This window comes from Idiomarina sp. D18, assembly GCF_057748155.1.
In genome coordinates, this window is record NZ_CM173240.1 from 2,379,858 (window position 1) to 2,396,836 (window position 16,979).

The 16,979-nt window shown below is 48.0% G+C and carries 16 protein-coding genes; 7 read left to right on the top strand and 9 right to left on the bottom strand.

Annotation, left to right across the window (positions count from 1 at the left end; translation table 11 throughout):
- Window positions 1–432: 432 nt before the first annotated feature.
- Window positions 433–1,059 (bottom strand): c-type cytochrome, encoded by a 627-nt coding sequence (locus tag AC3AP5_RS11465; protein ID WP_006954101.1) that lies wholly within the window; start codon window positions 1,057–1,059, stop codon window positions 433–435.
- A 194-nt stretch (window positions 1,060–1,253) separates the two neighbouring features.
- Between AC3AP5_RS11465 and yihA the strand changes: the two genes are divergently transcribed.
- Window positions 1,254–1,901: a ribosome biogenesis GTP-binding protein YihA/YsxC gene (gene yihA / locus AC3AP5_RS11470; protein ID WP_040487530.1), complete on the top strand. Its 648-nt coding sequence runs from the start codon at window positions 1,254–1,256 to the stop codon at window positions 1,899–1,901.
- Window positions 1,891–2,814, top strand: coding sequence for a DMT family transporter (locus tag AC3AP5_RS11475; protein ID WP_487326747.1), 924 nt, complete (start codon window positions 1,891–1,893; stop codon window positions 2,812–2,814). The genes yihA and AC3AP5_RS11475 overlap by 11 nt, the downstream gene beginning before the upstream one ends.
- 124 nt (window positions 2,815–2,938) lie before the next feature.
- Here AC3AP5_RS11475 and polA read toward each other — a convergent pair whose 3' ends face one another.
- Window positions 2,939–5,713 (bottom strand): DNA polymerase I, encoded by a 2,775-nt coding sequence (polA, locus tag AC3AP5_RS11480; protein ID WP_487326748.1) that lies wholly within the window; start codon window positions 5,711–5,713, stop codon window positions 2,939–2,941.
- 412 nt (window positions 5,714–6,125) lie between these two features.
- On the opposite strand from polA, the gene AC3AP5_RS11485 reads away from it, so the two are divergent.
- A complete protein-coding gene (locus tag AC3AP5_RS11485; RefSeq protein WP_487326749.1) occupies window positions 6,126–7,748 on the top strand; it encodes a VRR-NUC domain-containing protein in 1,623 nt (540 codons plus the stop codon).
- Here AC3AP5_RS11485 and aroE read toward each other — a convergent pair.
- Genes aroE through dprA form a run of 6 tightly spaced genes read right to left on the bottom strand, consistent with a single transcriptional unit; the run spans window position 7,731 to window position 12,136 of the window.
- Entirely contained in the window at window positions 7,731–8,552 is an 822-nt protein-coding gene (gene aroE / locus AC3AP5_RS11490; protein WP_487326750.1) for a shikimate dehydrogenase, read from the bottom strand. The two genes, AC3AP5_RS11485 and aroE, sit on opposite strands and share 18 nt — an antisense overlap.
- On the bottom strand, window positions 8,545–9,474 hold the full coding sequence (gene hemF, locus AC3AP5_RS11495; RefSeq protein WP_487327312.1) for an oxygen-dependent coproporphyrinogen oxidase: 930 nt from the start codon (window positions 9,472–9,474) through the stop codon (window positions 8,545–8,547). The genes aroE and hemF overlap by 8 nt, the downstream gene beginning before the upstream one ends.
- Window positions 9,475–9,487: 13 nt before the next feature.
- Window positions 9,488–10,042: an L-threonylcarbamoyladenylate synthase type 1 TsaC gene (gene tsaC / locus AC3AP5_RS11500; protein ID WP_272978762.1), complete on the bottom strand. Its 555-nt coding sequence runs from the start codon at window positions 10,040–10,042 to the stop codon at window positions 9,488–9,490.
- Between the two features lie 34 nt (window positions 10,043–10,076).
- Window positions 10,077–10,595, bottom strand: a complete 519-nt coding sequence (locus AC3AP5_RS11505; protein ID WP_272978763.1) for a DNA topoisomerase family protein — start codon at window positions 10,593–10,595, stop codon at window positions 10,077–10,079.
- 21 nt (window positions 10,596–10,616) lie between these two features.
- A complete protein-coding gene (locus AC3AP5_RS11510) occupies window positions 10,617–11,090 on the bottom strand; it encodes a DUF494 family protein (protein WP_006954110.1) in 474 nt (157 codons plus the stop codon).
- 2 nt (window positions 11,091–11,092) lie between these two features.
- Window positions 11,093–12,136 carry a DNA-processing protein DprA gene (dprA, locus tag AC3AP5_RS11515; RefSeq protein WP_287830591.1) on the bottom strand — a complete coding sequence of 348 codons (1,044 nt, stop codon included), beginning with the start codon at window positions 12,134–12,136 and terminating at the stop codon, window positions 11,093–11,095.
- A gap of 54 nt (window positions 12,137–12,190) precedes the next feature.
- On the opposite strand from dprA, the gene def reads away from it, so the two are divergent.
- Genes def through trkA form a run of 4 tightly spaced genes read left to right on the top strand, consistent with a single transcriptional unit; the run spans window position 12,191 to window position 16,367 of the window.
- Window positions 12,191–12,712, top strand: a complete 522-nt coding sequence (gene def, locus AC3AP5_RS11520; RefSeq protein WP_006954113.1) for a peptide deformylase — start codon at window positions 12,191–12,193, stop codon at window positions 12,710–12,712.
- A 4-nt stretch (window positions 12,713–12,716) separates the two neighbouring features.
- The gene (gene fmt, locus AC3AP5_RS11525) at window positions 12,717–13,691 is read left to right on the top strand and encodes a methionyl-tRNA formyltransferase (protein ID WP_487326751.1); all 975 of its coding nucleotides are present in this window, start codon (window positions 12,717–12,719) and stop codon (window positions 13,689–13,691) included.
- Entirely contained in the window at window positions 13,681–14,994 is a 1,314-nt protein-coding gene (gene rsmB, locus AC3AP5_RS11530; protein ID WP_487326752.1) for a 16S rRNA (cytosine(967)-C(5))-methyltransferase RsmB, read from the top strand. Before fmt ends, rsmB begins: the two co-directional genes overlap by 11 nt.
- Window positions 14,991–16,367: a Trk system potassium transporter TrkA gene (gene trkA / locus AC3AP5_RS11535; RefSeq protein ID WP_006954118.1), complete on the top strand. Its 1,377-nt coding sequence runs from the start codon at window positions 14,991–14,993 to the stop codon at window positions 16,365–16,367. Before rsmB ends, trkA begins: the two co-directional genes overlap by 4 nt.
- Here trkA and AC3AP5_RS11540 read toward each other — a convergent pair.
- A complete protein-coding gene (locus AC3AP5_RS11540) occupies window positions 16,338–16,970 on the bottom strand; it encodes a YigZ family protein (protein WP_287830586.1) in 633 nt (210 codons plus the stop codon). The genes trkA and AC3AP5_RS11540 overlap by 30 nt on opposite strands.
- Window positions 16,971–16,979 lie beyond the last annotated feature (9 nt).

Sequence of the window (16,979 nt, forward strand, 5' to 3'; positions counted from 1 at the left end):
AGCGCACTGCAACTATGAGAATGGTTGTCACTGCTTCCGAGTTGTTGTCTCGGTCTTCCGTAACCTAGTTTTCTAGTTGTTGTTATTATTGAAAGGAGCAACCAATACTACGTTTTACTCCCTGGATTTCTATTCAATTATTATTGTTTTTGCGAAACGAAATCCAGAATCGATTTATTGTTATTTTTGTGTATCGATTTTTATCGCTGTTTTAAAACAGTCTTTTTATTATTTTTGTCTGGGAAGACAGTATCTCCCTCGGACGCTTTACAGACTACGTATTTATACGGATGAGTTCAATGATTTTATCGCTCTAAAAATTCATTTTTTTATAACATTTTTGTTTATAAGACGTAAAAAACGCATAAAAACATAACAAATGAAATAAAAAAGGGTGGCATTCGAGCCACCCTTCAGAATTAAAATCACTTATTAATACAGACCATGTAAGTACTCAGCGAGTAACTTCATCTCTTCATCGGTCATTTTTGCAGCGACACCGCGCATCATGCCATTAGGATCATTGGCGCGCTTACCGCTACGGAAATTTTCTAATTGAGAAATAACGTACGCCGGATGCTGGCCTGAAATATCAGGAAAAGCCGCAAGACCCATACCGTTACCGCGTGGTCCGTGACAACCCGCACATGATGGAATATTTGTCTCTGGGTTACCGCGACGGAATAGATCTGAGCCTTTAGCGATCAGGTCCTCTGGGGTATCACCTTTTGCAGGATCTTGTGCTGCAAAATAAGCGGCTAAGTCTTTCATGTCCTGTTCCGACAAGTTAGCAACTTGGCCCATCATGATAGCATTGTTACGACCTTGTTCACCGCCTGTTTCAGAGGCGGTTTTGAAGTCCATCAACTGCTTATAGATGTACTTGGGGTGTTGACCTGCTAAGTTGGGATACATATCTGAGGGGGAAACGCCGTTAGGTCCGTGACATGCTGCACATACCTGAGACTTTTGTTTCCCTGCTTCGACATCACCCTGTTGCGCCATCGCAACGCTGGTCGAACTAATAAACAATCCTAGAATGATCGCGAATTTTTTCATGTCTGCTTCTCTTGTCTCTGTGAGGCACCCTCGTGCCTGAACCGATCGCATCTAACGGTAGCTTATTTTACACAAAACAACGCACGATTAAACGTCTAATGCACATTGTTTATGCAATTCAGCGTTGGAGAAAGTGTACAGATGCTTCATAATACGGCGCATTAGTGAACATTTTACAAGCAAGTGAGCCTGTCGTGTCAGAAAAGCGCATCAATTATCAAACAGCTACCTTTATTACCAGTGCCCCTAATATACGCAAGTTGCCGGAGGATAGTGGTATCGAGATCGCTTTCGCCGGCCGGTCAAACGCCGGGAAATCCAGTGCGTTGAACACGCTCACGCGTCAACGCAACTTAGCGCGGACCAGTAAGACACCTGGGCGAACGCAATTAATTAACGTCTTTGAAACCGCAACCGGTCAACGCTTAATTGATTTACCAGGTTATGGCTTTGCCAAGGTTCCCATGGAGGTCAAAGAGCAGTGGCAACGTTCACTGTCCGAGTACTTAGAAAAGCGTGATTCGCTCAAAGGGTTGGTCGTGCTCATGGATATTCGCCATCCGTTTCGTGAGACCGACCAAGAGCTGATTTATTGGGCGGTGGATTGCGGTATCCCAGTATTGGCCCTATTAACCAAGGCCGATAAACTCAAACAAGGTGCTCGAAAGTCGACGTTACTAAAAGCGCGCCAAGCAGCGATTGCCTTTAATGGTGATGTTCAAGTTGAGGTGTTTTCTTCTCTTAAAAAGTTCGGTATTGATCAACTCGAGAATAAACTCGACCAATGGTTTTTAGGCGAATCTCCTGTAGACGATAACTTTGTGCAAAGCGATGACTCATAGCTCCTCAGAAAATCCGCCGCTAAAAGCATGGCTATTGCTGGGTCTTTTAGCACTCATTTGGGGCAGTTCATTTTTACTCATTAAAAAGGGACTGATTGCCTTTACTGCACTTGAGGTAGGTGCCTTGCGTATCGCCTCAGCGGGCATTGTTCTAACACCTTTAATTCTGCCGAAATTGCGACAAATTTCGCGTAAACATTGGCTTAAACTGGCATGCGTGGGTTTAGTAGGCAGTTTCATACCTGCCTTTATGTTTGCTATCGCACAAACTCAGCTACAAAGCGGTGTTACGGGTGTATTAAACGCGTTAACCCCCATATCGACGCTCGTGATTGGCGTATTGCTGTTTAGCCAGTCAGCTCGCTGGGCACAGTGGGTGGGTATCGTCATTGGTTTAGTTGGCACCGTATTGTTGATTACCGCAACCGCAAATGGCTCCTTTACGTTTAATAGCTATGCGTTATTGGTCATGCTTGCAACCGTATGCTACGGCATTAACTTAAATCTAATTAAACATAAAATTGCCGACCTAAAGCCGCTAACAATTACGGGCGTATCACTCCTTATGGCCAGTATTCCAGCAGCGATCTTCTTATTTATAGGTACTGACTTTTTAGCCCATACACAACGACCTGACGCGCCACTTTCACTGACTGCTGTACTCGTACTAGGAATTGTAGGCACCGCCGGTGCATTGATCATTTTCAACTATGTGGTACAGCTGACCAACACCGTGTTCACCAGCTCGGTGACTTACTTGATTCCCATTGTCGCTATGATGCTGGGAGTGCTTGATGGCGAGCCCTTCTTTCTGCAGCACGGTTTGGGCATGCTCGCTATTTTAATCGGTGTTTGGTTTGCTAACCGCCGTGGTCGTAGCGGACTTGCAGGTATCCCGCAGAAAAACAAATAAAAAAGCCCGACCAAAAGGCCGGGCTAAAAACAATCCAGGGAGAACAAATTTTTGAAGGCTTACCTCTCGCCTTCACTTATTCAGAGTCGCCCTAATTAAGAAAGTTCAAAATTTCTCAAAAAAATTAATGCGCCTCATCCCAGTTCGCGCCAAAGCCATACTCAGCAAGCAGTGGCACATCCAAGTCAGCCGCCTCACCCATCACATCAGCAAGGGCTTTGGCATAACTCTCGGCATGTTCTGTACGAATTTCAAAAACTAATTCATCGTGCACCTGCATCAGCATCCGAACATCTGACTGACAGGCTTTTTCATCGATCCAGTCGCCTACCTTAATCATTGCTCGCTTAATGATATCGGCCGCTGTACCTTGCATCGGTGCGTTAATCGCTGCGCGCTCGGCTGCTTTGCGACGAGCACCATTAGATGCTTTGATTTCCGGAAGCGGTAAGCGACGGCCAAAGAGTGTCGATACATAACCCTGTTTCTTCGCTGTTTCGCGGGTATTTTCCATATATTCTAAAACACCCGGGAAACGCTCAAAGTACTTGTCCATGTAGGCTTGCGCTTCATGTCGAGGAATATCGAGTTGGCGCGATAACCCAAACGCAGACATACCGTATATCAAACCAAAGTTAACCGCCTTAGCTCGGCGACGCTGTTCGTCAGTAACTTCCTCTAAGCTACAACCAAACACTTCACTGGCCGTCGCGCGGTGGATGTCTTGGCCTTGGGCAAAAGCTCTTAGCAGCGAGGCATCTTGCGATAAATGCGCCATGATTCTGAGCTCTATCTGACTGTAGTCGATAGCTACGACCGTAAAGCCTTCCTCAGCCACAAAGGCTTGGCGAACACGGCGCCCTTCGGGCGTACGAATCGGAATATTCTGTAAGTTGGGTTCAGTAGATGACAATCGACCCGTCGCGGCGACAGCTTGCTGATACGAAGTATGCACGCGTCCAGTGTCGGGGTTAATCATACGCGGTAATTTATCGGTGTAGGTCGACTTCAATTTAGCCAAACTACGATGCTGCAAAATCACATCCGGCAGAGGGTAGTCATGCGCCAGCTCTTGCAACACTTCCTCAGCGGTCGACGGTGCGCCTTTCGGCGTTTTTTTGATGACCGGTAGCTCAAGCTTTTCAAACAAAATTTGCTGCAGTTGCTTAGGTGAACCGAGGTTGAACTCTTCACCAGCAATTTCAAAGGCTTTTTGCTCGAGTTCATCTAGCTTGTTAGCGATCTCTTCACTCTGTTTACCGAGCATTTCAGCATCAACTTTTACGCCGTACTCTTCCATGTCGGTTAGAATACTGACCAGAGGCACCTCAATATCGGTTAACACAGAAGCGAGCTGCTCACCGGTCTGGTGGACTTTGTCCCATAGAATATGATGCAACCGCAACGTAATATCGGCATCTTCCGCAGCATAAGGTGCTGCCTGCGCCAGCTCAATTTGGTTAAAAGTAAGCTGTTTTGCTCCTTTGCCCGCAATCTCTTCGAACTTAATCGGCTTATGATTCAAATATTGAAGGCTGAGCGTGTCCATATCGTGACGCGAACCGACACTATTATAAACGTACGACGCCAACATGGTGTCATTTTTTATACCACGAAGCTTAATACCGTAACGGCGTAGAATGTGCGCATCGTACTTAAGATTCTGACCTACTTTGGCAATACTGGAATCTTCGAGTAGTGGTTTTAAGACTTTTAACAACCAGTCACGATCCACTTGTTGTTCGACCCCGACATAATCGTGCGCGACGGGTATGTAAACCGCTTCGCCTTCCACTATTGAAAACGAAACACCGACGAGTTGCGCTTCCATATAGTTAAGGCTGGTGGTCTCAGTATCAAATGCGATAACGTCTGCTGATTTTAATTGCTCAATATAATCAGAGACTTCTTCTTCATTAAATAACGTCTTGTACGCATCGCGGTTAACACTGAACTGTTCGCTTTGCTCTTCGGCAGGACTCGCTTCGCCTAAGGCTTGATCCGTTGCCGCGCCGGTTTCTAATAGCTCGTTCAGCCAACGACGAAATTCCATTTTGCCATACAGCGTTTGTAACTGATCGGTGTCCGCCGGCTCAATCGTTAACGCATCGGGGCCGCACTCGAGCTCAACATCACACTTGATAGTTGCTAACTCACGCGACATCAACAGTTGGTCTTTGAATTCTTCCAACTTCTTCGGCATTGATTTAGCGCCCCGAAAGCCCAATTCTGTCACCGCATCAATATCTTCGTAGATTTTGTCGATGCTTGGAATACCTTGAAGCATCGCCTGCGCTGTTTTCTCACCAACCTTGGGAAGACCCGGAATATTATCTGAGCTATCGCCCATCAACGCCAAGTAGTCGATAATTTGGTTCGGTTTTACACCAAATTTCTCGATCACGCCTGACTCATCAAGCAACGTATCTGTCATGGTATTAATCAACATGACATGATCATTAACCAGTTGCGCCATATCCTTGTCGCCGGTGCTTATCAGCGTAAATCGACCCTTATCACCGGCTTGCTTAGCCAGCGTGCCAATCACGTCATCCGCCTCGACGCCCTCAACACACAATAATGGCAGTCCCATTGCCTTAACAATGGCATGTAAGGGTTCAATTTGCGTGCGCAAGTCGTCCGGCATTGGCGGACGATGAGCTTTATATTCATCATAGATATCGCTGCGAAACGTCTTGCCTTTGGCATCGAATACCACCGCCATATGCGACGGCTTGTAACGCTTAAGCAAGCTGCGCAGCATATTAACGACGCCATAAACTGCACCCGTGGGTTCTCCGGCTGAGTTGGTCAAATGTGGCGGAGCATGAAAAGCTCGAAATAAATACGAGGAGCCATCGACTAAAATGAAAGGATTCTCAGGTACTGTCTGCGCCATGAATGCGATTCTCGCTGATCTAAAAATTAATAGGCTAAGAATGCCATAGGCGTTGAAACAAGGCTAGTCAGTCAATGTGGATACGCTGTGGATAAATCTGTTGACAATAGCTCACCCCACGAATAGAACCAAATGGTTATCGTGTGCTCGATTGGTTGTAACTGCTTGATTTAAAAAGGGATTTTCAAACGGCGGGCTACCCTATGTGCCCTACTTCTTATTATTTGTTTCGCTGTGGAAACTTATTTTTGCTACCCGATTTTTCGAGGCCAGACTACATGTCGAATCGAGCAGACTAAGTAGACTACCACAAAATGAGACAAGGTCTAGTCACACTGTCGGTTTTTTTATACTCTTTTCTTCCAAACTAAGCGTACCTTTATAATCGACTAACTTATATATCGAGAATTCAATGCGTTGGGAACCCGCTGATGTTGATCAGCCCGATTACTATTGGCAGAACTTCAATACTATCTTGCGTTGGGTGCGACACCACCACGATACGCTGTTGGATGAAGAGACACGGCTGACACTCGCACGCTATGAGTTGCTCAACACTGACGCACAAAAACTATGGATCCGGTTATCGAGTCGCCGCGGTCAACAATTTCGGGGGGATGCCCTAAGTTACTCCGAAATCAACCTCGATCGAGCACTCGCCGCGCTTGAGCGTGAGGGCTGGCTGAACGTATATCATAAGATTGATAGTCCTGAAGGACTTGAGCTGTTAAAGCGCGCCGAACTACTGCAGTTGGCGCGAGAAAACGGCTGCACGCTCTCTGCATCGGCTAAGAAAGCCGACATTCTCGAGGCATTACGGGCATGTCCAACGCCATGGCTAGTCGCAGCTCAACTGCAATGGTATGCGTTAACACAACAAGCAAACTTTGATCGCTTATCGCTACTATTTTTTGGCAACGCGCATCAAGATCTCACCGAGTTTATTAAGACAGCACTCGGTCATGTTCGTTATGAAACCTACACGATTCGACCTAAAAGCTTATTCAATAGTTCTGAGGATGTTGCTAACTACCATGCGATGAGTGCGTTTCGCCAGCGTTACTCCGATACAGAAGGCTTAACTGAGCGTATACGTATTATCCGCGACTGGTATAAACGCGCAGCAAATCATCAAGGATGGAAGAAATTTCGGGGCGCCTATAGCCGACTCTGCAATAAGCTCGCGCGGGACTGTGAACGAGCCGATGCACTCGACGATGCTCTAAAGATTTATCAGCAGTCATTTCGCCCCCCTGCCCGCGAGCGAATGGCAAGAATTTACAGAAAGCAAGGTAACAATAAGCAGGCTTATTCGACCCTGAATCAAATGGCAAGGGACCCATGGAACGACCCAGAGCACGCTATTGCTGAGCAATTATTGTCACGTTGGTTTGCTGAGCCTAAGGCACAGCAAATCGAGCCTGAAACGTACCATTTAAGCTTTGCATCGAGGGGAACCTCAATAGAAGCAGAAACCTTAACTCACTTTGAGCAGCAAGGTTGGCAGGGTGCACACCACGAAAACACAATCCCACAAACACTATTTGGCATTCTTTTTTGGGATATCATATTTGAAGATATCGAGGGGGCCTTTGTTCACCCGTTTCAGCGAGGCCCCAGAGATCTCAATAGTCATGAGTTTTATCATCGTCGCGAAGCGTTAATAAAAAAACGACTTGATGAAATCAAGCACAGCCCCGACACCGTAACGCAACGTATTACTCAGGTTATCGATGAAAAAATAGGCCTCGCGAATCCGTTTATTTACTGGCCCGGTGTTGATAAGAGTGCGCTCATAGATTGGTGGTTACGCCTCCATAGTCAGCAATGGGCGGCTATTTTTGAGCGTATCGCTCGCGACGTACACAACAATCGCGCCGGCTTTCCCGACTTATGGTTGTATCGCGATAAACAGGTCATGCTGATCGAAGTTAAAGGTCCAGGCGACACATTACGCCCAAATCAAATCCGTTGGCTGAGAGCTCTTAACGAGATCGGTGTGAATGCCAACCTCGCATTAGTCAAGCTTGGCTAACTCATTACGCAACTGATGATAGATGGCTTCGGTTTTAGGTTTGTCACAGGAGAACCAAAGGCTAAAGCTGACCGCCGCTTGTTCCACGAGCATTCTTAAACCATCAAAACAAACACCACCACCGGATGCCTTGAACTGACTTTGAAAAGCCGTCGCATCACGGCTGTAAACCATGTCATAACCAAGGGTATCGGTATCAATGATATGTTCGGGGAGCGCCAACGACTCGCCAAACAGACTTGCACTGGTTGCATTAATAATGAGGTCAGGTTTACGCGCATCAGACCAATGCCGTAACGCCTGCGCCGAATTAAATAGCGAAGCAAGTTGCTCGGCACGTTCCACTGTGCGGTTCCACACCCAAATCACATCCGGCTTCTCGGCATTAAGCGCTGGCATGACACCGCGACTCGCACCGCCGGCCCCAAGCAAGAGAATGCGGCGCCCCGCTAAACTAACGCCTTTCGATCTGAGCGCAGCGACTAACCCGTCGCCATCGGTATTGGCACCGATCAGGCCACCATGAGGCGCGCTAATAAGCGTATTAACGGCACCGCTGTGTGCCGCAGAACCCATATGTTGAGTTACAAGCTGATACGCCACCTGCTTAAATGGCACCGTTACATTGGCGCCAGCTAAGCCTTGCGAAAATTGCCGAGCTACCGCTTTAGGAAAACCGTGAGGGCTGACTAATAGACGCTGGTAATCAACACTGCGCCCGGTTTGCTCAGCAAATAAGCTGTGTATTCTCGGTGAAAGACTGTGTTTAATTGGATTACCGAAAACGCCTAGCTTATCACTCATTAACATAGTCCATGGCAGCCCAATCCCGCGGTAGCAAATAGTATTCCGTCAGTGCGGCCTCGGCTGAATCAGGCTGCGGTTGCCAGTCATACTCCCACCGCACTAACGGGGGCATCGACATCAGAATTGACTCGGTTCGACCACCGGTTTGTAAGCCAAACAAGGTGCCTCGATCCCAGACTAGATTAAATTCAACATAACGACCACGGCGATACAATTGAAATTGACGTTGATGCTCTGAGTATTCGTGTTCTTTGCGACGTTCTACGATAGGCACATAAGCTTCACAAAAAGCATCGCCAACCGCTTTGATTACGTCAAATGCCTCGTCAAACGATCGATCGTTCAAGTCATCAAAGAAAATACCGCCGATGCCACGCGCTTCATTTCGATGTTTCAAATAGAAATAATCATCACACCACACTTTGTATTTGTCATAGAGAGCAGGATCTACTTTATCGAGCGATGCTTTCGCCTTTTTATGCCACTCAATGCAATCATTGGTGTAGGGGTAATAAGGTGTTAAGTCAAAGCCTCCACCAAACCACCAAACGGGATCCTCTCCTTCCTTTTCAGCAATAAAGAACCGGACGTTAAGATGAACGGTCGGCACATGGGGATTCCGTGGATGAATGACCAAAGACACGCCGCAGGCATTGAAATCACGACCTTCAAGTTCAGGCCGATGCGCTGTTGCACTCTTTGGCAACTGCTCACCGTATACATGCGAGAAGCCCACGCCAGCCTGTTCAAAAGTTTCGCCCTCTTTCATAACTCGAGAGCGGCCGCCACCACCTTGCTCCCGCTGCCACTCATCCTGTTGGAAACGTCCTCCACCATCAACAGCTTCCAATTGTTGGCAAATACTATCTTGCAAGCTGAGCAGGTAATTCAATACCGGCTGCAACATAGTCTGTTCCATCATGACAAAAACCTTACCTCAACACGGTGTTATTAAATGGATCGATGATTTTAGAGGGTTGCTCTGCGCCACCTGTTTCTTCATCCCAAACCCAGTCGATATTATCGCCGAAGTAATCACTCACTTCTGATGCTGTTCTAGCGGGCTCTTTACCGCTGGGGTTGGCGCTGGTAGATACCAATGCAGTACCTAGCTTTCGGCAAAGCTCTCGCACGGGCTCATACGCTGTAACACGCACTGCGATGGTGTCTCGCCCACCGGTCAGCAATGGTGAAACCGTATCGCGCGCGGGAAGAATCAGTGTCACCGGGCCAGGCCAATGTGATAGCACGCTAAAGCGCTTATCTTGACCGATGGCAGAGTCCTTAACATAAGGCGTCAGCTGACTGTAGTCAGCGGCGATAAGAATAAGCCCTTTGTCCTCGGGACGGTCTTTCAAAGTTAAAATCTTGCGGATCGCTTCCTCATTGCGTGGATCGCAGCCTAAACCGAACACTGCTTCAGTTGGGTACGCGATTACACCATTCAGTAGCGCCGAACGCGCTGATTCAATATCGAGTGCTGACACTGGAGTTCCTCTCTAAAACTAAAAACTAAGCGTATTATAGCGGCTTGGAGCGGTAGTCGCAGTGCTTTTGCGGACAAACAAGTCGCTCGGAGCCCTGACTGCGCTTTCGCATTAATAAAGGGAAATCACACTCGGGACAGGCTTCCTTAACGGGAGGTAATGGCAATGAAAAATCGCAGGTTGGAAACTGATCACAAGAAAAAAACTGTTTACCTGAACGACCCGTCTTTGCAACAACTCGACCTTTTCGGCCAGCCTTTTCACACTCAGGACACGGAACCGAGTCCTGTTCTCGTTGAGTTGGATCCTCAGCAATAAAGTCACAGTCTGGATAATTACTGCAACCAACAAAAAGCCCAAACCGCCCACTTTTTAACTGCAAGTCATTGCCGCATTGGGGACAAGGCACACCCAAGCTCTCCGGCTCAATCTCTGATTGTTCGCGAAGCCCTTGGGTATACTCACAATCGGGGTAGCCACTGCACCCCAAAAAACTCTGCTGACCTTTGTGCTTTACAACCAGCTCTCGGCCGCATTTCGGACACGCCTGCATGACTCTATATCCTTAAGTAGATTAGTGCAGCGGCCCCTCCGGCTCCTCAAATAGCAAACCTTCCATCTTATCGTAGGCCGCTTCACGCCCTGGTAGGTTAAATAATACCATAAGCACAACCCACTTGAGATCGTCGAGACTAAATCGACTGGTTTCAAGCTCCATCACTCTATCAACGACCATTTCTCGGGTACTAAAATCCAATACGCCCAGGTTTTCGAGATAAGTTAAAAACCCACGACATTGAGTATCTAACCGACTGCACTCAATTTCCGTATAGACCCGCATTGAAGCAACAGGTGTGACGTTGAGATAGGTCTTAGCCTCTGTTTCCTGCAAATCCGCCAAGCGTTCAAGCCACGCTAACGCCTTTTGGATTTCTTGCCGATGGAATCCGGCCCGGGCGAGTTCGTCCGTCAACTCATCGTGGTCAACCACAACTTCAGAGTCGGAATGTATATAGTTCTCAAACAAGTACATGAGGATATCAAACATGGTTAGCGCCTCCCCACTTTTATGTAACCACCCGGAATTGCTGTAATCAGTCCTTCAAGCTCAAGTAATAATAATTGTTCGCTTACCTCAGCAACCGATAACCCCGTTCGTTCAACCAGCTCATCTAAACTCACTGGGTCATTGCTCACATTAGCGAACAATGGATTGTTTGCCAAGTGTTTAGGAATTGTACATCTTGTTTGCTGACTCGGTTCACTCGCACTGATGTCAAACCAAGACAAGATATCACTTGCACACGTGATCAAATGAGCACCCTCTTTCAACAACCAGTGACACCCTTCCTGCGACTTCGCAAAAATACTGTTAGGCACGGCACCGACCTCGCGGCCCTCTCTTAATGCAGACAACGCTGTGGAAATGGAGCCGCTGCGTCGAGCGGCTTCGATAACAACGACACCTTTCGACAGTCCACTTATAATACGGTTGCGACGCGGAAAATGATCCATGCGTGCTGGCGTGCCTGGTGAAAACTCACTGATGATTAACCCCTGATGGCTGATCAACTCATAGAGCTCTCGATTTCTACGCGGATAGATCTGATCGATGCCGGTGCCTAATACCGCGATGGTCGCCCCATAGTCTAACGCTGCGCGATGCGCCGCCGCATCGATGCCCATCGCTAAGCCACTCACTACTGCTAACCCTGATTGCGCGCATTCCCGAGCCAATTGATCGGTAACCTGAATACCATAGTGACTCGCCTTTCGACTACCGACCATGGCGACACTCGCTTGGGATAGTAGTTCAGTGCGCCCTTTATAAAATAACACCATAGGCGGGCGCTCTATGGTTCTTAAAAGTGTGGGATATTGGTCATCAAACCAGCCCACGACACCACAGTTATCGTTTTCCAGCCAATGCATTGCCTGAAGTACGTAAGCTCTCTGCACCGACTTAATCGATTGCAGACATCGATCTTCAATCGCTTCTAGCTGCTCAGACTCTCTACATTCCCGCTGTACAGCGATTGGCGCTTTGTTGAGACTCATTAATAAAGCAAGTTCATGATACTGCACGGCTGTCATTCCTCCCCCAATTTAAGGTAAAATAAAAGTAGTTAAAGCGAAGGAGATTTTGGAATGACTAAGTTAACGGTACTTAAGTACCCCGATGAGCGCTTACGCACTGTTGCGCAGCCTATCGAACAGGTTGACGATGCGCTACGCGCCACAATTGACGATATGTTTGAGACGATGTATGAATCTCAAGGCGTCGGTTTAGCGGCTACTCAAGTAGACGTTCATCAACGTTTATTCGTCGCTGACTGTAGTGAAAATCAGAACGAACCCTTAGTATTTATTAACCCTGAGATTACACGCTCTGAGGGTCATTTCACCAACGAAGAGGGTTGCCTGTCGTTTCCGAACGTTTTTGCTAAAGTTGAGCGTGCAGAAAGTATTACCGTGCAAGCGTTGGATAAAAATGGTGAGCGATTCTCAATGGATGCGGAAGGTCTATTAGCCATCTGTGTGCAACACGAAATTGATCACCTAGATGGCAAACTGTTCGTCGATTACTTGTCACCGCTTAAACGTGAACGAATTCGTAAGAAACTCGAGAAAGAGCAACGTTTGCAAGAAAAATTAAGCACTGGAGCCTAATCGATTGAGCACACACAGACCATTACGTATTGTTTTTGCGGGTACACCTGAATTTGCAGCCGACCATTTAGCGGCGCTACTTAACAGTGATCACGAAGTCGTTGCGGTTTATACCCAACCGGACCGCAAAGCCGGACGAGGGAAAAAGCTACAGCCCAGTGCTGTCAAACAGCTGGCTCTTGAACACACGATTGCAGTGGAGCAACCCGAAAAACTAAACACAGCGTTGGCTCAGCAGCAACTCGCGGAGTATCGTCCCGACGTGATGGTCGTTGTCGCTTATGGCTTATTGTTGCCAGAACCTATTTTGACCACGCCCAAGTATGGATGTATTAATGTACATGGTTCGTTGCTACCACGCTGGCGTGGAGCGGCGCCTATCCAACGCTCGATTTGGGCGGGCGATGAGGCTTCCGGTGTTGCCGTTATGCAAATGGAAAAAGGACTCGACACGGGTCCAGTCCTTCACGTTGAGCGTTGTGCCATTGATGCACAAGAGACATCCGCTTCGCTTTATAAAAAACTCGCTCAACTCGGACCCCGTGCACTGGTAACCACATTGGACGATATTGAAAGCTACCGTGAACGCGCGGAAGTTCAAAACCACGATGCCGCGACGTACGCAAAAAAACTGAGTAAGGACGAAGGCAAAATTGACTGGTCGGACGCGACCCAGCTCGAGAGAAATGTACGTGCATTTAATCCCTGGCCGTTTGCTTGGTTTGAGCTTCCTGGCGGTAAACCCGGCCAACGCACTGTTAAGGTTCATCAAGCCAGCGTTAGCCAAACCGATCACCGCTCAGCGCCAGGCACCATTATCGACTGTTCACCTGCGGGTATTACCGTTGCCTGCTCACAAGGTGCCTTAACCCTTCACTCATTGCAGTTACCCGGTAAAAAGCCGTTACCCGTGAGTGACCTATTGAATGGGTATGCCACCACCTTTGCAATTGGGGTTAATTTAACCAATGTCGACTAACACATCGACGGGCGCGCACAGTCGCGCTGTCGCCGCTCAAGCTATCCACGCAGTACTGGAACAAGGCCAGTCACTGACTCAAGCATTAACCTCCTATAGTGAGCAGTTATCCGCGGAAGATAAGCGCCTCGCACAAGCGATTAGTTATGGTGTCATGCGCTACTTACCCGTGTTGACTGAAAAAGTCAGCGGCAAGCTAGATAAACCCTTGAAGGGCAAAAACCAAATTATCCAGTCGCTACTGTTAGTGGGCACTTACCAACTGTTTAAATTGCGAACTAAAGATCACGCAGCGGTGAGCGCCACCGTTGAGGCAAGCAAATTATTAAAACGTAAAGCATTAAGTGGTTTGGTGAATGGGGTTTTACGTCAAGTTTTACGTGAAGCGCCTGCTCGTAACGATGATGGCGAACGCGACCTGCCAAGCGCGCAAGGTGTTAACCATCCGCGTTGGCTTAGAGAGAAAATTAAAGCCGCCTACGGTGAAAAAGCGGAAGCTGTTTTCACAGCGAATGATACTCAGCCGCCACTCTGGCTCCGCGCAAACCGACGCCACACTAACGTGACTGACTACACTGCACTGTTAGCTGAGAACGGTATTGAAGCCGTTGCCGACAGTCAGGCAAGCGATGCGATTCGACTTGTTAAACCGGTGCCGGTGACTAAACTCCCGCATTTTGAAGCAGGCTGGGTCTCAGTTCAGGACCGTTCAGCACAACTAGCAGCGGATATGGTAGACGCCCAACCCGAGCACAGAGTGCTTGATTGCTGCGCAGCACCCGGCGGGAAAACGGTTCACCTGCTTGAACGCACCGAGTTTCAAACACCCTTAATCGCTATTGACGTTGATGAGCAGCGCCTTGAGCGCGTCAATGAGAACTTATATCGCGCCGACCTCTCATGCGAAGTGGTTTGTGCCGACGTTTTAGAGCTTGATAGTTGGTGGGATAAGCAGCCTTTTGACCGTATTTTGTTAGATGCCCCCTGCTCCGCTACGGGTGTCATTCGTCGCCATCCAGATATCAAGTGGTTGCGCCGTTCATCAGATATCGATCAGCTTGTTGAGTTACAGCAAAGCATGTTAGAGCGTCTTTGGCCTACATTAAAGCCTGGAGGTCAGCTCATATATGCCACATGCTCTATCTTACCCGAGGAAAATAGTGAGCAAATATCGCGCTTCCTCGGTCAGCATTCCGATGCTAACCTTATAGCTATTGAGGCGAACCGTCCCATGTTACAGCTTCTACCGGGCGAAAATGATGGTGACGGATTCTTTTACGCGAAGATAGAAAAACTGTCATGAAAATAATTATATTGGGTGTAGGTCAGGTTGGCGGAACGCTCGCTGAAAACCTTGTCGGCGAACGTAACGACATTACACTCGTCGATACTAATGCCGAACTGCTAGAGTCGTTTCAAGATAAGTACGATTTACGTATTGTTGTAGGTCATGGCTCTCATCCAGACACGTTGCGTCGCGCCGGCGCCGAAGATGCCGATTTATTAATCGCTGTAACAAGCAGTGATGAAACCAACATGATTGCCTGTCAGGTCGCCTACTCAATCTTTAATACGCCGACTAAAATCGCTCGTATTCGCTCTGAAGAGTACATTCGGTACCGTGATCAATTGTTTCACAAGAACGACGCACCGGTGGATTACATCATTTCACCGGAGCAACTCGTCACTAACTATATTCGTAAGTTGATTGACTACCCGGGCGCACTGCAGGTCATGGAGTTTGCCTCAGGCAAAGCCAGTTTGGTGGCCGTAAAAGCGTATTACGGAGGCAAGCTGGTCGGTCATGCTATCTCAACACTCAAAGAGCACATGCCCAATATCGATACGCGGGTGGCGGCTATTTATCGCCAAGGTAAACCGATTCGTCCTACCGGTACTACCGTCATTGAAGCCGATGACGAAGTGTTTTTCATTGCCGATACACGCCATGTAAACCGGGTCATGGAAGAGTTGCAAAAACTCGAAAATAGATACCGCCGAATTATGATTGTGGGCGGTGGTAATATTGGTGCAGGGCTTGCCAAACAGCTTGAGGCGGACCATCGCGTTAAGCTCATTGAGCGGTCTGAGTCGCGTGCAGAGGCTCTATCGCAGCAACTTGAACACACACTAGTGTTCAAAGGTGATGCTTCCGACCAAAAGTTACTAGAAGAAGAACACGTTGAAGATACCGATGTCTTTATTGCCGTAACCAACGATGATGAAGCTAACATCATGTCGGCGATGCTGGCAAAACGTATGGGCGCCCGCAAAACCATGGTGCTTATCCAACGCAGTGCTTATGTCGATTTAGTTCAAGGCGGTGAGATTGATATTGCTATATCACCACAGCGGGCAACGATTTCCGCCTTGTTAACGCACGTGCGCCGCGGCGATATCGTCAACGTTTACTCGCTACGCAAAGGTGCGGCCGAGGCGATTGAGGCGATTGCACATGGGGATGAATCAACGTCAAAAGTGGTGGGTAAAGCCATTAAAGATATTAAGCTTCCCCCAGGAACGACTATCGGTGCGGTTGTGCGAGGTAGCGAAGTACTGATGGCTCATAGCGAGACCATTATTCAATCTGATGACCATGTGATGCTATTCTTGCTAGACAAGAAGTACATCGATCAGGTCGAACGATTATTCCAACCCAGCGCGATGTTCTTCTAAAAGCTTTACGCGCCCTTGTGTTTGAGCCTGAAACTGCTTGTCGAGTTGAGCGCGGTATTCAGGCTCAATGGCGATGATTTGATGTACTGTCTCAGTGTATGTTTGCTCAATGACTTTATATTCGCAGCTGCTCAAAATGCTCTCAACAGCACCCTGATCCCCGTACTCATAGACTAAACTGTAGTATTCACGGTATTTACGCTCTGCTGTTTTGATGAACGGGAGTGCTTCCGCTACGGCTTGGCTGTAAGCACGCTGTAAACCACCTGTACCTAGCTTGATCCCCCCAAAGTAACGCACGACAACAGCAGAAACCTCACCTAACGGATGATGGGTTAATACGTTAAGCATTGGTCGCCCCGCGGTGCCACTGGGCTCGCCATCATCACTGCTTGCATAACAGGTATCATCAAAGGGGCTCCCGACGACAGATGCAGTACAATAGTGATTGGCTTTAGTCCAACGTTGCTTAACGTCGGCAATATGGTTCGCCACATCGTCCGCGCTCAATATAGGCGCTAACGACGCAATGAAACGACTGTTTTTAATTTCAATCTCATGCTCAACAGCTTCCGTCAAGCGCAGGTAATTAGCTTTTTTCACGTACTTCTG